Source organism: Dyadobacter sp. LHD-138 (genome assembly GCF_030929615.1).
GTDB lineage: Bacteria > Bacteroidota > Bacteroidia > Cytophagales > Spirosomataceae > Dyadobacter.
On record NZ_JAVFVU010000002.1, the window covers coordinates 1 to 15,277 of the forward strand.

10 protein-coding genes are annotated in these 15,277 nt (G+C 43.9%); 8 read left to right on the forward strand and 2 right to left on the reverse strand.

All coding sequences use genetic code 11. The features are described 5' to 3' along the window. Nucleotides 1-198: 198 nt before the first annotated feature. Nucleotides 199-1,089, reverse strand: a complete 891-nt coding sequence (dapA, locus tag RB622_RS00960; RefSeq protein ID WP_308044604.1) for a 4-hydroxy-tetrahydrodipicolinate synthase — start codon at nt 1,087-1,089, stop codon at nt 199-201. A 63-nt stretch (nt 1,090-1,152) separates the two neighbouring features. After that, the gene (ligA, locus tag RB622_RS00965) at nt 1,153-3,240 is read right to left on the reverse strand and encodes an NAD-dependent DNA ligase LigA (protein ID WP_308044605.1); all 2,088 of its coding nucleotides are present in this window, start codon (nt 3,238-3,240) and stop codon (nt 1,153-1,155) included. A gap of 347 nt (nt 3,241-3,587) precedes the next feature. Between ligA and rpe the strand changes: the two genes are divergently transcribed. The 8 genes from rpe to RB622_RS01005 all read left to right on the forward strand — a co-directional run bounded on the left by rpe (nt 3,588) and on the right by RB622_RS01005 (nt 15,275). Beyond that, the gene (gene rpe, locus RB622_RS00970) at nt 3,588-4,235 is read left to right on the forward strand and encodes a ribulose-phosphate 3-epimerase (RefSeq protein WP_308044606.1); all 648 of its coding nucleotides are present in this window, start codon (nt 3,588-3,590) and stop codon (nt 4,233-4,235) included. Nucleotides 4,236-4,319: 84 nt separating this feature from the next. Further along, nucleotides 4,320-5,594, forward strand: a complete 1,275-nt coding sequence (locus RB622_RS00975) for a DUF4038 domain-containing protein (RefSeq protein ID WP_308044607.1) — start codon at nt 4,320-4,322, stop codon at nt 5,592-5,594. Between the two features lie 178 nt (nt 5,595-5,772). Then, nucleotides 5,773-7,803 (forward strand): OmpA family protein, encoded by a 2,031-nt coding sequence (locus tag RB622_RS00980; protein ID WP_308044608.1) that lies wholly within the window; start codon nt 5,773-5,775, stop codon nt 7,801-7,803. Nucleotides 7,804-7,861: 58 nt separating this feature from the next. Then, entirely contained in the window at nt 7,862-9,730 is a 1,869-nt protein-coding gene (locus RB622_RS00985) for a glycosyltransferase family 39 protein (protein WP_308044609.1), read from the forward strand. Nucleotides 9,731-9,852: 122 nt separating this feature from the next. Beyond that, nucleotides 9,853-10,680, forward strand: a complete 828-nt coding sequence (locus RB622_RS00990; RefSeq protein WP_308044610.1) for a transketolase — start codon at nt 9,853-9,855, stop codon at nt 10,678-10,680. Next, nucleotides 10,673-12,667 (forward strand): NAD-dependent epimerase/dehydratase family protein, encoded by a 1,995-nt coding sequence (locus RB622_RS00995; RefSeq protein WP_308044611.1) that lies wholly within the window; start codon nt 10,673-10,675, stop codon nt 12,665-12,667. Before RB622_RS00990 ends, RB622_RS00995 begins: the two co-directional genes overlap by 8 nt. Then, nucleotides 12,664-13,584, forward strand: coding sequence for a transketolase C-terminal domain-containing protein (locus tag RB622_RS01000; RefSeq protein ID WP_308044612.1), 921 nt, complete (start codon nt 12,664-12,666; stop codon nt 13,582-13,584). Before RB622_RS00995 ends, RB622_RS01000 begins: the two co-directional genes overlap by 4 nt. After that, nucleotides 13,581-15,275 (forward strand): hypothetical protein, encoded by a 1,695-nt coding sequence (locus tag RB622_RS01005; protein ID WP_308044613.1) that lies wholly within the window; start codon nt 13,581-13,583, stop codon nt 15,273-15,275. Before RB622_RS01000 ends, RB622_RS01005 begins: the two co-directional genes overlap by 4 nt. Nucleotides 15,276-15,277: the final 2 nt, after the last annotated feature.

The following is a 15,277-nucleotide window of genomic DNA, read 5'->3' on the forward strand; positions in this document are numbered from 1 at the left end:
ATACTTTCAACCCTTCGGGTTTATGATCTTTCAACGTTGTTGGCAAATAATCCATTTAATTCTCATCCAAACCTCGCTACAATTTAACAATCCCGAAGGGATGAAAGTATTATGGCAAAACAGCCGTCTCAAAACTTCTTAACCCGGAACGGGTGACAGAATATAGCTATTAAATCTACCGAAAAACATCCGGATCTATCAAATAAACCCTTCTCTTTTCATTGCTTTTTCCAGCTTCTCTCCCAACTGTGCCGATGCTTTCAACAATGGCAAACGTACTTCCGAGCTGCAAACGCCTTTTATTTCAAGACATTTTTTAATCCCAACCGGGTTTGACTCAATATATAACAAGGTATCAAATTCAAGGAAAGCCAGCTGTAAAGCCGCAGCTTCTTTGAAATTCCCCTCCAGTGCATGCCAGGTCAAATCTGTAAATTCACGCGGAAAACCATTGGCAATGACGGAAATAACGCCATGCCAGCCCACACTAACCATGGTTGTTACCAGATTATCATCTCCTGAAAGCAACAAAAAATCTTTTGGCGCATGTGCAGCCAATTCCATGCTTTGCTCAATACTTCCACCGGCATCTTTAATCCCGATAATATTCGGGTGCTTTGCCAGTTTCAGGATCGTATCGGCTTTCATGTTGATAACCGTACGGCCAGGAACATTATATAACAAAACAGGAACCGGAGAAGCATCAGCAATTGCTGTAAAATGCGCGATAATTCCTTCCTGCGTTGGTTTGTTGTAATACGGACAAACGGACAAAATTGCATCTACACCATCAAAGTCGGTCTTTCGGATCGTTTCCAGCACTGCTCTGGTATCATTCCCCCCCAAACCATACATAATTGGCAATCCTTTTATGTTATGCTTCTTCGAAAATGCCAGAATTTCGTCTTTCTCTGTCGATGAAATTGTTGGAGATTCTCCGGTTGTGCCCTGCACGACAAGATAGTCCACTCCTCCGTCAGACACGAATTCGATTAACCTTTTTAAACCAGCGTAGTCAATTTCCTGATGCTCATCAAAGGGTGTAATCAGCGCTGCTCCGACTCCTTTGAAACGTTCGTCCAATGGCATTATTTTCTTATATAATTGTTGATTTTAAAACACAAAGTTAGTTACCTGACTCAATTTCCTTCATCATTTTTCAATCATTCCTAAAAATTCTTCTTCTGACAGGATTGTCACGCCTAGTTTTCTGGCCTTTTCAAGCTTGGACGGTCCCATATTATCTCCTGCGAGCAGATAATTTAATTTACCTGAAACACCACTCAAAACACGTCCTCCGTTGGATTCAATCTTATGTTTAAGCTCGTCGCGCTCAAAACTGGCAAACACGCCGGAAATGACAAAGGTCTTGCCTTCCAGCATCGTACTTTCCATTTCAACGGGCTTATCATCGGTCGACATCTGTAAACCGGCTTTTTCCAGACGCTCCATCACCTGCTGATTTTCCTCTACTGAAAAATAGGCAATTACACTCTGCGCGATCCTGCCGCCGATTTCGGGGACGGCAACAAGTTCTTCCAGGGTAGCAGCACGAAGTGCGGTGATATTCTTAAAATAAGCCGCCAGTTTTTCAGCAACCGTTGCGCCAACGAAACGGATTCCCAACCCAAACAGCACATTTTTGAAAGGCGCGGTCTTCGAAGTTTCCAGCCCTTTTAAAATATTCTCGACAGTCTTTTCACGGAAACTTATCTTCTTGGCCTTGCCGGTTTCTTCGTTGACGATGCTTTTTTCAAGCCCGAGAAGCTTTTCGTAGGTTAAATCATAAAGATCTGCTGGCGTTTTTAAGAGCTGGTTATCAAAAAGTACCTCGATTTTCCCTTCCCCCAAACTATCGATATTCATCGCTTTCCGGTGAATAAAGTGTTCAATCCGTCCTTTCAACTGAGGCGGGCAGGCACTGTCGTTCGGACAATAATAAGCCACCTCCCCTTCATTGCGTGCCAGAAGGGAATCGCATTCGGGGCAATTGGTAGGAAACACAATAGGCTCCGTGATAAACAGCTCCCTTTTGGAAACATCAACGCCCGTTATTTTGGGAATGATTTCACCGCTTTTTTCAACGAAAACCGTATCACCCAATTGAACATTCAGGCGTTCAAGCTCATTGGCGTTATGCAGCGTAGCTCTTTTCACGTACGTGCCTGACAAATGCACCCCTTTCACTTTATTGTAAGGAACCATCCGTTCGCTCTCCGCGCAAAGGTTTGCAACCGGCGTTACGTTCCCGGTTCTTCCTACCTGAAAATTAACATATCTTAAAACAGCCGGTTTATTTTCAGCTTTGTATTTAAAGGAAATTGCCCAGCGCGGACTTTTTGCCGTAAACCCCAGCTCCTGCTGCTGCGCAAAGGAATTGATTTTGATAACGATCCCGTCCGTAGCCAGTGGAAGCGTTGCCCGTTTTTCCTCCCATTCATGAATGTAAGCAATCACATCATCGATATTGTCCACTTTTCTCCAACCCGGAGACGTATTGAAACCCCACGATTTAAGTGCAAGCAAACTTTCTTCATGACTGGCAAAGACGGTCTCATCGCTTAAAAATGAGTAAATGTAACAGTCAAGCGCCCGGCGTGCAGTCTCGGCGGAATCCTGTAATTTAAAAGATCCCGAAGCCGCGTTACGCGGATTGGCGTATGCATTCACACCAAGCGCTTCCATATCTTCATTCAGTTTTTGAAACGACTGAAACGGCATAAAACCTTCTCCGCGAATTTCAAAAACAGGTGGGATTTCGGTTGATTTTACGCGTAATGGAAGCGACTTAATCGTTTTGACATTATTGGTAATTTCGTCACCCCGCGTTCCGTCCCCACGGGTCACGCCGCGAACCAGAATACCATTTTCGTACGTGAAACTCAGGGAAATTCCGTCGAACTTTAATTCACAGATATACTCATACGCTTCTCCGTCCAGACCTTTTTTCACACGCTCATCAAAATCCCGAAGCTCCTGCTCGTTGTAGGTATTGTCCAGCGACAGCATCGGATAACGGTGCGTGACCGTATTGAAATTTTTCGTAACCGTTCCGCCTACCCTTTGCGTGGGCGAATCGCTGCGTTTGAATTCAGGATATTCATTTTCAAGCTTCGCCAGCTCTTTTAATAACTGATCAAAATCAAAATCCGATATTTCAGAAATACTTTCCTGATAATACTGAAAATTATAATGGTCAATCTTTTGTATAAGTTCGTTGATGCGTTCTTCCGGGTTCATGGTAATTTTAGCTAACAGCCTGGTAATAATTATATCGTGCGGATCGCATTTTGATCCTTAGCATTTCGCACAAATTTACAGTTAATTCTATTTTTTGAATGCATTGACCGAAGATGTTCGCTTAAATAGACCAATAGTAATCATTACATTTTTGATTCAACGTCGCGGTAAAATTTTCTCCGAAGCGATATTTCATTAAAGAACATTCCTGTTACTCCCCGGGCTCTTTACACGCCCATAAAAACATTGTTCAGCATTGTCTATTTCCCTGCACAAATCCAACACGTTTACATCTTGTAGAGAAATTCCTTAAATTCGCCCGGATTTAAACATTATTACTTGTCATAATGGCTGCAGTTGCCCCTTCCATTCTTGCCGCAGATTTTGCAAATCTGCAACGCGACGTTGAAATGCTCAATAATAGTGAAGCTGATTACATTCATGTAGACATCATGGATGGCATGTTTGTTCCCAATATTTCTTTCGGTCTGCCGGTTTGTGAAGCGATCAACCGTTACGCGAAAAAGCCACTGGACGTCCATTTGATGATTGAACAGCCTGACCGTTATCTGGAACATTTCCGTGATGCGGGTGCTTCTATTCTGACGGTTCATTATGAAACCTGCACACATCTGCACCGTACCATTCAGCTGATCAAAGAGTTAGGTGTAAAACCGGGCGTTGCCTTAAATCCGCATACCCCCGTTGAAGTACTTTCGGAAATTCTTCCTGATTTATCGCTGGTTTTAATTATGTCGGTTAATCCGGGTTTTGGCGGGCAGAAATTTATTGAGAATACTTACAGAAAAATCTATAAGCTTAATTGCATGCGCGAAGAACTCGGATGTGATTTTAAAATTGAAGTCGACGGCGGTGTGAACAATACCAACGCCAAGCTTCTCGTTGAAAACGGTGCAGATATACTGGTAGCAGGCAGTTTTGTATTCAATTCTGCAAACCCGTTTGAAACCATTGCCGAATTAAGAAAAAACTAAAATTTAACCCCTTACCCCGCGCTACATGAATAGTTATCGTTTAAATTTCCGTTTTCGCCGAAGGCATAAACTTTCGTGCGCCTTATGATCGCGCGCCCTTTTTTAGTGATCTGCCTGCTCGTTGCCATCCACATTTCAGCAAACGCATCAACTTTTCCGCTGCCAGCTACCGATTATAAATATCCCCTGAAAGTGAGCGCAGACGGCAAACATTTATCCGATCAAAACGATGCGCCCTTTCTGGTTGTGGCTGACGTAGCCTGGCAGCTGCTCAGAAAACTCGATTACCCCAATGCCGTTGAGTATCTGGACACCCGTAAATCCCAGTCCTTCAATACCATATTACTGCATGTTTTGCCCTCATTACCCACACAGAAAAATTTCCATAAAGTAGCTCCTTTTCAGGCTAGTAACGATATTACCAACCCCGACAAAGCCTATTTTGATTACCTTGAAAAAGTGCTTACTGCGGCAAAAGAGCGCGACCTGCTGATAGGTCTGGTTATTTCACGCCAAAGCTGGAACACGCTTTTTGAGTCACAGGGAGAAGAGGCATGCCGGAGTTATGGTACCTATGTCGGAAAAAGATTTTCCAAATTCGCCAACATTTTCTGGATCGTCAGCGAGGAAGAAAATCAAAAGGCATTTGTATCAAGAACACTTACTGAAAGCCTCCGGGCAACTTCGGAAAACAGGATGATCGCATCGCTCTCGACCTGTTCTCCCCCGGATTCACTGGATCAAAACCGAACTGACCTTAAAGTTTTCATTCCAGACTCCACGGTAACGGATTCCGAATATGCTGCGCTGGCTACCTGGCAGAAAACCATCGGACAGTCGATCAAAAGCCCTTTTTTGGTTGCCAATTCTGAATTCCCGATTAAGGATCAATCTGCTTTAATTCGTAAACAGGCTTATGAATCCCTGCTGAGCTCAGCCGCCGGGTTTTGTCACATGAGTACGATCAAAAACTTCAACCCGACCTGGAAAGGCAATATCAGTCGCGATGGAGGCGAATATATGGTCCGTTTTTCTAAAATTATTCAGGGAATTCCCTGGAATCTGATACAGCCCGACCCAGGCCTCAAACTCGTACAGGATACGACCCAAACCAGTGAGATCACGGTGGCAACCATATCCAACCGCAGAATGGCTGTCCTGTATATCCCAACGGCCCGGGAGTTTCAGCTTGATCTGAATCAGCTCACAGGCTCAGAATTCAGGGCTGTGTGGTACAGTCCGCGTACTGGCCGCCGATGGACGGGCGGAGAATTCAAACGCGGGGAACCTGCATTGATCGTTCCACCTGATAAACAAGCGGATTGGGACTGGATACTGTTGGTTGGAGCCAAAAACTAAATGTGGTTTTCAAATTCATTCTAATCAGTATTAAATCTTTGGGATTACCTTTTATTATTACAATATTCACCACACTATTTAACTTTGAAATAATACGATCACCGGCAAAGTAACCGTTTGTTAACCCGAACAAGTCTTTACCCGTGAAAACGAATGATCAAAAGCAAGTGCGCCCCGAATGAGCCTAGTGAGAAGAAAAATTTTTATTTACAGCAGCCTGATTCTATTGGTTGCAGGAAAAATAATTGCCCAGCCTGTTCTTTGGGCGGATAAAATCCTGGGATATTCCTCCGAATACAGAAACGAAAATGCGGGGCAGGGTTTTCGGTCAAAACAAATTCTGGGAGAACCTAGTAAATTACCCGACTTCGGCAATAGTCCGTGTGCCTGGTCTCCGGCGACACCGGACGGCAGAAATGAAGAATGGATCAAAGTAGGTTTTGAAAAATCCATTGCGCTCAAACAGGTGGCGATCGCGGAAAATTTCAACCCTGGCTCCGTGACACGGGTTTATGCCTACAATGAAACCGGAAAAGAATTTCTGATATACGATGAAAAAGCAAGCCCGCTTGCTGTAAAAGGCAGGATGCTCCATATTTTCACCAACCAGGCAAATCTGATCGCCAATGCCATAAAAATAATTCTGGATCCTTCAAAAATTGCCGGTTTTAATCAAATAGACGCGATTGGAATCTCTTCGGCGGCTGAGCCAATTGAAGCCCTGATCAACGTTTCACCTTCTGTTTTAAAAGAAGTGAAAAAGGAAAATCTTGGAAAAGCCGTGAATAGTAAAGGGCAGGAAATTAATCCGATTATTTCTGCGGATGGAAAAACCTTATACTTTACAAGAGCTGAATTTGAAGGAAATATCGGCTCTCCCGACAAACAAGATGCCTGGGTTTCTACACTGGACAAGAATAATAACTGGACCGAAGCTGTTAACCTGGGCGCGCCTGTAAACAATGGTGGCGACAATGCTATCATTGGTGTTTCTGCCGACGGGAAAACCATTTATCTGATCAACGCTTACCTTCCCGGCGGTGGGCTGGTTTACGGTTTATCAAAATCGTTTTACACAAAAAACGGATGGAGTTTTCCAAAACAGATGAAAATTCAGAATTTATATAACGATCATGATTTTTCTGGATTTGCCATCTCGCCACACGGTAATGTGCTGGTTATGTCTGTGCAACGAAAAGATACTGAAGGGCGAAAAGATCTGTACGTTTCTTTCGTTCAAAAAGATGATACCTGGTCGGAACCCAGACACATGGGGAATGTATTAAACAGTGCCAGTGACGAAAACTCTCCTTTCCTCGCCCTGGATAACAAAACGCTCTATTTTACTTCGTCCGGGCGAAGTGGTTACGGCGGTGGTGATGTATTTTTATCCCGTCGTTTGGATGACACCTGGCTTAACTGGTCAAAACCCGAAAACCTGGGCCCTAATATCAATACAGCCAATCATGACTCTTATTTCAATATTCCTGCTTCAGGAGAATACGGATATTTCAGTTCTACGGACAATGCAATAGGTCGGGATGATATTTTCAGGATAAGACTTACGCCTGCTATTAAGCCAGATCCCGTTGCGACGGTTAGTGGCTCGGTTTTTGAATTTGAAACAACAACCCCGATAAAAGCCGAAATTTCTGCCCGGATTTTAAAGACCGGTGAAATATTCAGCAAAACGACCTACGAAGGCGATGGCAGCGAATTCAAGCTGATTTTACCGCTGAAAGAATCGTATGTGATTACCGCAGACGAAAAGAACTATTTTTCATCCACTGAAGAAGTCGATCTCTCAGACGAAACCGGATTTAGAACCATCCGTAAAAACCTCTTTTTGCAACCCATCAAGCCCGGCCAGCAGATAAGACTGGCCAATAATATGTTCTCACAAAGCAGCGCCGACATTACAGAAACTTCTTTTCAGGAGTTGGACCGCATGATCGGCATCATGAACGAATATCCGGAAATGGAAATTTTACTGGAAGGGCATACTGATAATCAGGGCGATACAAAGAAAAACATAAAACTTTCAGAGGACAGGGTTTTGGGAGTAAAAAATTACCTGGTTTTAAAAGGCATCAGTGCTTTCCGTATCCAAACCAAAGCCTGGGGTCCTGCCAAACCAATTGCCAACAACCTCACCGAAGCAAGCCGTCAGAAAAACCGCCGCGTAGAGTTTACCATCCTTAAAATGTAAAAGTGCCTAATCAAAGGAAATTTCCTTAATTTCGCGGCTTTAACTTCCCACAATAAACATGGTGCACACATACAAGAAGGAAACCTTACAATCCTGGTTAACACTTGCAGTCATACTTATCCTTGGTATTTCTCTGCGACTCTACCACCTGGACTCTTACAGTATCTTTTTTGATGAAAAAAGCACCATGGTTGTCAGCCAGGGAATCGTACTTGAAGGCGCTAACCAAAAGGAGGCTTTTTCAACGGTAAAAGTGACCATTCCTGAGTTCTGGAAAGCACCACCGTTCAGCCTGAAACCGCAGGACGGGCTCATCTCCTCCTTCACCTATCAGGAAACTTTTTACCCGCGCGCTTTCACACCCGCCGAATTCTGGGCACCAAAAACTTTGGCCGATTATTACGAAGCGATGACCCGCAGTGATATAGGCAACGGCTCGTTTTACTATCTGCTATTACATTTCTGGATGGAGATTTTCGGTCTTTCAGATTTTTCTGCCAGACTGTTCTCCGTTGTTTTCAGCGTGTTCATTATTGGCCTTACCTATCTTTTTGGCAAACGTTTTTTCTCGGTTAATACCGGTCTGATTGCTTCCGGGATTGTGGCTATCGAACCATTTTTTATTGCTTACAGCCATCAGGCAAGAAATTATTCACTGACTTTTTTTCTGACACTTCTGGCTACCTATCTGTTTTTGCAGATTATTGAGATCAAATCTGCAAAAAGAAAGGATATCTGGCTTTATATCGGGTACATTCTCGCGGCGGGACTCAGCATATTATGCAATTTCCTGTCGGTGGTCGTGCTTTTGGTCCACGCATTATACGCTGTTTTCTTCCTGAGATCGATCAGCGGCTGGATAAAAATGGCTTTTTCCGCCGTCGGAGCCTTGTCAGGCGTTACCTGGTGGCTTTTGTACGGTGGTGGAAAATACACGCTTTATTCCCTTAATCACCAGGCGGCCGAGTACAAAAGATTCGCGGAAACCAGTCCGGGAAATAACCCCTTTGGTGTTTATCCGGCAACACTCATTAATGTCTTCAATAAGTCGCTGCCAATGTTTACTGACTTATTGATCTTTACCAACGGGATGAGTGATTCACTTCTGGGAAAACGCAATACTGTCGTTTCGATTCTTGTAGGCATTTTCCTGATTGTCTGGTACCGGTTCAAAGACCGCATTAAGCTGCACGAATTTATCATGCCACGGGTTCCTTACGTGGTTGTATTGCTGAGCGCATTGGTTTATACCAGCAACAAAATCCAGTTTTGCGTATTGTCGGTGGTTATTTTTGCCCTGTCATTTTTATATGATGTACATAAAAACGCCGACAAATTGCAGCGTAAAAGGCTGACCATGCTTTACATGATGGCCCTTGTTCCGACTTTATTCCTGATTGTCATGGCATTTAAGGGCGGACATACCAGCAGTCTTACCCAGCGTTATTCAGGATTTTCCTTTCCTTATGTCATCATTCTGGTCAGTATATTATTGCAATACTATTCCAACCTGGCCACCGAATTCAGGATATTGATCTTCTTCTTCCTGGCGGTTCAGTTCTATTTTGTGGGACAACGTTTGCAGGAATTTTATGAAGACCGCTCGGTCAAATACGGATATTTTGCAAAACCACGCGTCCCCAATCCTTATTACGAAGCAGCCCAGAAAATAAAGGCCGTCTATCAGCCTGGTGACACAATTCTGTATCCCGCTTTCAAACTTCAGGTTTTGTCGGTGATGGACCGGACGTATTTACCATATTCCATCCAGGATGCCCAGCTGACCAATCTCTATCTGTCAAAAAGTTTAAATTATATTCAGCGTATGGACACAACGCAGGTTGACAGAATATTAATTAAACGGAATATTCAAAAAGACACACTGGAAATCATCAACTTAAAGGGTAAACGATACGGTTCACAGTAGCAGAAGTGACATCTTTGCGCAAAACCGTCAAATAAGATTTCGTATATTGCGCACTTAATAATACAATTTTGCTTGTTACTTTGTACCCGATTTTACAGCAAACATCAACATTCAAATTGGCCATGACCGCAAATGAAGTAATAAATGAACCCAGACAAATCAGTGGTGAATTACGGCTGAAAATACTGGGGCTTTACAATCAGGCTAATGCCGGACATATCGGCTGTTCATTAAGCTGCATTGACTTGATGATCGCTATTCTATTTTTGAATAAAGAAAAAGAAGATACCTTTATTTTATCCAAGGGGCACGCAGCCGCGGCACTTTACGCTTGTCTGAATGTCCTGGGCGAAATTTCTGACGAAGATTTGGCCACTTATTACCTGGACGGCACCACCCTGCCCGCTCACCCGGCTCCTGGTCAGTACAAAGGAATTCCTTTTGCTACCGGCTCTTTGGGTCATGGTTTGCCAATTGCAACGGGTATTGCCCACGCAGCTAAAATCAGCGGCGAGGAAAGTTATTCTTTCGCCTTGCTTTCGGACGGAGAAACCAACGAAGGCACAACCTGGGAGGCCGCACATTATGCCATTCAAAACCAGCTGGATAACCTTTTTATGTTTATTGACAAAAATGGTTTGCAGGGTTTCGGAGCAACAAACCAGGTTTTGGGCGAAACGGCTTCTCCCGAAAAATGGAGAGCTATCGGATTTGAAACAGTAGAGATAGACGGTCACGATATACGCACAATACACCAGACAATTACTAAATTAAAAACCCATAAAAACGGACTCCCCAAAGCCATTATCGCCCGTACGGTGAAAGGCAAAGGAGTTTCCTATATGGAAAATAAACTTGAATGGCACTATCTGCCGATGAACGCTGACCTATACCAGCAGGCCACTCAGGAAGTAAAAGAACGCTATCTTAATGAACTTACGAATGCTTGATAATTTACCGCATTACCGCGATAAAATAGAACAACTTAAAGGACCGATTTTTGTATTTGGAGCCAGTGGTTTTATCGGTGCCAATCTTTTCAACGATATCTACAAAATCAGAAAGGATTGTTACGCCCTTACCCACGACGCAACAAAAGCCTGGCGGTTAAAATTATTGAATGTTCCGTTTGAAAATATTATCCATTGCGATATCCTTTCCGACAATTCGGTTCGTGAAGTTTTTGAAAGATATAAGCCGCAAACGCTTTTTAACCTGGCGGCTTACGGAGCTTACAGCAAGCAAAGCAGTGTCAACCTGACTTACGAAACGAACGTAATCGGGACTGCCAATATCCTGCAAAACTGTTCGAAAGAAACGGTTTATATTCACGCAGGAAGCAGCTCGGAATATGGTTTTAACTGTACCGCACCAAAGGAAACAGACCGTGTCGAGCCTAACAGCCACTATGCGGTTTCCAAAGTTTCGGCGGCCTATCTGCTGGAATATTATGCGCGGGTTTTTGATTTGAAAACGCTGAATCTTCGTCTGTACTCGATTTATGGTTATTGGGAAGAGCCAGACCGGCTTATTCCAAAACTGGTTGAAAGCGTCAGGCAAGGTGTGCTTCCGTCGCTGGTTTCTCCGGATATCAGCCGGGATTTCGTTTTTATTGAAGATTGTGTCGAAGCATTTCTGGATGCGGCACTGAAAATCACAAGTGCCACAGCAGGAAAATCCTATAACATTGCCACCGGCCGTAAAACCACGATTGGTGATCTGGTTGAAACTTCCCGTCAGACTTTTGGGATCAAACAGGAGCCAAAATGGGGAAGTATGTCAAACCGGAAGTGGGATCTGGCAGAATGGTTTGGAGATCCGGAAGCTTTTGAGACCGATTTTGGCTGGAAAGCAAAAACTTCCCTGGAAGATGGTTTGTCCAAAACAAAGGCCTGGCAGGATCAGCTTCAATATGAAGACAACATTCTCCCTGCCTTCCTGAATCCGAAATTAAATCCGGTAATCACCGCGATTATTGCTTGTTACAAGGATGCGCAGGCGATTCCTTTCATGTACGAAAGAATCGTAAAAACCTGTAACGAGCTCAAAGTGCGTTATGAAATTATTTTTGTTAACGACAATTCTCCCGACAATCAGGAGGAAGTGATTAACAAAATCTGTGATAAGGACCCTAACGTGGTGGGCATCAGTCACTCCCGGAATTTCGGTTCTCAGTCCGCATTTTTGAGCGGCATGGAAATTGCAACCGGCGACTGCGTGGTGCTTATGGACGGCGATTTGCAGGATCCACCGGAGATTATCCCGGCATTCTATGAAAAATGGATGGATGGTTATGACGTGGTCTACGGTGTCCGCGTGCAGCGTGAAATGAAGCCGCATATCCACTTTTTCTATAAAACTTTTTACAAGATCTTCCAGAGCCTGAGTTATATTCCAATCCCGCGTGACGCCGGTGATTTCTCGATGATCGACCGGAAAGTGGTTAAAGAACTCGTTGATTTACCCGAAACAGAACAATTCCTTCGCGGATTACGCGCCTGGGTGGGTTTCAAACAAACCGGGGTGCCTTACGTGAGGCCGGAACGTATGTTTGGCGTATCAACCAATAACTGGACAAAAAATATCTGGTGGGCTAAGAAAGCGATTTTCTCTTTCAGTTTCGCTCCATTGGAATTGATGAGTTATGCAGGATTTTCTTTGACAGGATTGTCAATCCTTGGCATTATCTGGCAGATTCTTGCCAAATTGTTCTTCTTCCGGGATACGCCCCAGGGCATCAGTACAGTGATTGTATTGATCGTTTTCTTCGGTGGATTGACCATTCTGGGCATTTCATTTTTGGGAGAATACATTACCAAGATTTTTGAAGAGACTAAAAAACGGCCAAAATACATTCGTACCCGCATCAGACGTGGCAGCAAGTCCTACAAAACAGCGGACGAAATACGGACCTTGGTTAAACAGTTAAGAAAATGAGAAAAGAATTTTCAGCCGCTTTAGAGCAGCTTGTGACAGAAGACGAATCCATTATTTTCATTACAGGAGATCTTGGTTACGCTGCGCTGGAAGGGTTGCAGGCCAAGCTTGGTAAAAGATTTATCAATGCAGGGGTTGCCGAACAGAATATGGTCGGTGTAGCCGCTGGTTTTGCACATAAGGGTTATAAAGTTTTTTGTTACAGCATTGCTCCTTTCATCGTTTACCGCTGCCTGGAACAGTTCCGTAATGACGTTTGCTTTCACAACCTTCCCGTTTTTATCGTGGGTAATGGCGGTGGTTATGGCTATGGGATCATGGGAAGTTCGCACCACACGCTGGAAGACCTGGCGTGTCTGAGCGGTTTGCAGAATGCCAATGTCTGGGTTCCAGCCTTTGCTGATGAGGTAGAACCGGTTATTAAACAAATTGTGGCGGATGGAAAACCTGCTTACCTGCGTCTGGGTTTTGGAAAAAACGCTCCGGAAAACAGTTATGCATCGGGCTCATTTAAAGTAGTTCATCAGGGCAGTGACGCCGAGATTACCGTTTTTGCTTTAGGCCCAGTTTCCAATAATGTACTGGCTGCAATTTCCCAATCCGGCGAGCTCGCAGCGAAAGTAAATGTGATCAACGCGCTTCATTTTCCGTTGGTGTTAACCGATGATATTGTTCAGCTGATTGAAAAAGCGCCAGCTGTTTTGGTGGCAGAGGAACATGTCAGTACCGGAGGATTGGCGCAACAGCTTTCCGTTCAGCTGCTTGAAAGAGGCGTAAAGATCAATTCGTTTAAGAGTTTGAAAGCCGAAGGTTATCCAAACGGGAAATACGGAAGCCAGGCTTATCATCAAAAGATTTCAGAACTTGACCCTGTCTCCCTAACGGCGCATATCAATCAATTAATCATTCCTGCATGAGTAAAGGGGGCCTGACACTGTTTGTAAGCCTGATTATCCTGATCCCCGTTTTTATTTATTTCGGGGCATGGGATTACTATGCGATCAATATTCCCAAGTGGGACGACCATGCTTTAAAGGCTTTCATCGTTGAATATGCCCAGGCCGGAACCTGGCAGCAGAAGCTGAAAGCAATTTTTAAACAACACAATGAGCACCGTATTGCGCTGACCCGTTTTTTTTCCTGGCTGGATTTCGCAGTTTTCGGCTCACTGAATTACCGGCATCTGATGATCGTCGGCAATCTTTTATTGCTGTGCGTTATTCCGCTTTGGCATGTTTTGTTAAAAAATAATAAAAAGCCATTATTTGCACTTGTCCCGATTCCTTTCATCTGGCTCACCCTTGCATTTGAGGAAAACATGTATTGGGGGATGGCTTCAATTCAAAACTTCGGGGTCGTTACCCTTGGGCTTTGGACGATCTATCTTTGTGTGCAGCCCAAGCCCCTGCTGTTTGCATTATCCGTTTTAGTAGGCGGTTTAACGGTCGCAACCAGTGGAAACGGACTTTTAATTTTACCGATCTGCGCCGTACTGCTTTTCATTTCCGGTGACCGGAAACGTATGACAATCTGGTCAGTTCTTAGTTTGACTGCCATTTTTGGCTATTTCTGGACCTATACAAAACCCGAAACCAATCCCGATTCAAAAGCTTCCTTATTTCAGCTGGCAAAAGGATATATGGCTTTTCTGGGCTCATTTGCCGAATCCATTCCTGTCAAAGATCATTTTGGTGCCTGTGTTTTCATGGGTGTTATATTATTTCTCGTTGCCGTTTCTATTGCTTCCACAATTCTTTTCAGAATTTCAAAGAAAAAATACACGGTCAAATTCGAGCGAATCACCGATCTTTTTTGTCTGGGAACGATCATGCTGATTTTGGCAACCGGACTAATCGTCGTTTACGGGCGTGCAGGGTTCGGTATGGAAGGGCTGATAACAAGCCGTTTTAAGATTTATTCGGTATTGCTTTTAATGGTAGCCTATCTGTACGTCGTCATCCCGATACGAGGCAGTTTTTTATCTCCTTACATCACCGCTATCGTTTTTCTCGCGGTCATTTTCAACGTATTTAGCTACCATTATCATTTGGTTGACGCAAGTAACAAAAGGAAAATGTTAACGACGAGCCAGTTCAACTGGACTTATGTCAATAAGGAATTGAAACCCGTAGTCGATACCTCCTTTGCCGCGCGGGTTGTATCCAAAACACCCGTATTCTATGACAAATGGCTGCCATTCATAGCCATTGCGGACAGGCAGTCCTATGCCGGAAATTCACGCGTGCTTACGGAATTATACGCTTCAACGAAGTTTGATAAGAAACAAAATGCTTTGGTTGTCGACAATACAAGTTATAAAAGCCAGCGTCTTCAGGACAGCGGAATTTATATTTTGCTGAGTTCCGACAAGCGTTTTTATGTTTTTCCAACGTTACGCAGCCGCAATACCAACCGCAAGGAATTATTTTTAAAACAATATTATTTCGCTCCCGGCTTCCATGCTGAAATCCCTTTTTCCGAAATGGAAAAAGGAGAATATAAAGTGGCAATCATTCGTCAGCAAGGCGATGAAACCGGTATTTTGTTTCAGCAGGACAAAATTTCCGTGCATTCATCGGGCCAAAATAAAGTAAAAGTAAACTGGTAGCT

What these genes read in the sequence shown, in the direction of transcription:
- rpe (WP_308044606.1), top strand. Translation starts at nt 3,588, where the DNA reads ATGGCTGCAGTTGCCCCTTCCATTCTTGCCGCAGATTTTGCAAATCTG.
- RB622_RS00975 (WP_308044607.1), top strand. Translation starts at nt 4,320, where the DNA reads ATGATCGCGCGCCCTTTTTTAGTGATCTGCCTGCTCGTTGCCATCCAC.
- RB622_RS01000 (WP_308044612.1), top strand. Translation starts at nt 12,664, where the DNA reads ATGAGAAAAGAATTTTCAGCCGCTTTAGAGCAGCTTGTGACAGAAGAC.
- dapA (WP_308044604.1), bottom strand. Translation starts at nt 1,089, where the DNA reads ATGCCATTGGACGAACGTTTCAAAGGAGTCGGAGCAGCGCTGATTACA.
- RB622_RS01005 (WP_308044613.1), top strand. Translation starts at nt 13,581, where the DNA reads ATGAGTAAAGGGGGCCTGACACTGTTTGTAAGCCTGATTATCCTGATC.
- ligA (WP_308044605.1), bottom strand. Translation starts at nt 3,240, where the DNA reads ATGAACCCGGAAGAACGCATCAACGAACTTATACAAAAGATTGACCAT.
- RB622_RS00990 (WP_308044610.1), top strand. Translation starts at nt 9,853, where the DNA reads ATGACCGCAAATGAAGTAATAAATGAACCCAGACAAATCAGTGGTGAA.
- RB622_RS00985 (WP_308044609.1), top strand. Translation starts at nt 7,862, where the DNA reads ATGGTGCACACATACAAGAAGGAAACCTTACAATCCTGGTTAACACTT.
- RB622_RS00995 (WP_308044611.1), top strand. Translation starts at nt 10,673, where the DNA reads ATGCTTGATAATTTACCGCATTACCGCGATAAAATAGAACAACTTAAA.
- RB622_RS00980 (WP_308044608.1), top strand. Translation starts at nt 5,773, where the DNA reads ATGAGCCTAGTGAGAAGAAAAATTTTTATTTACAGCAGCCTGATTCTA.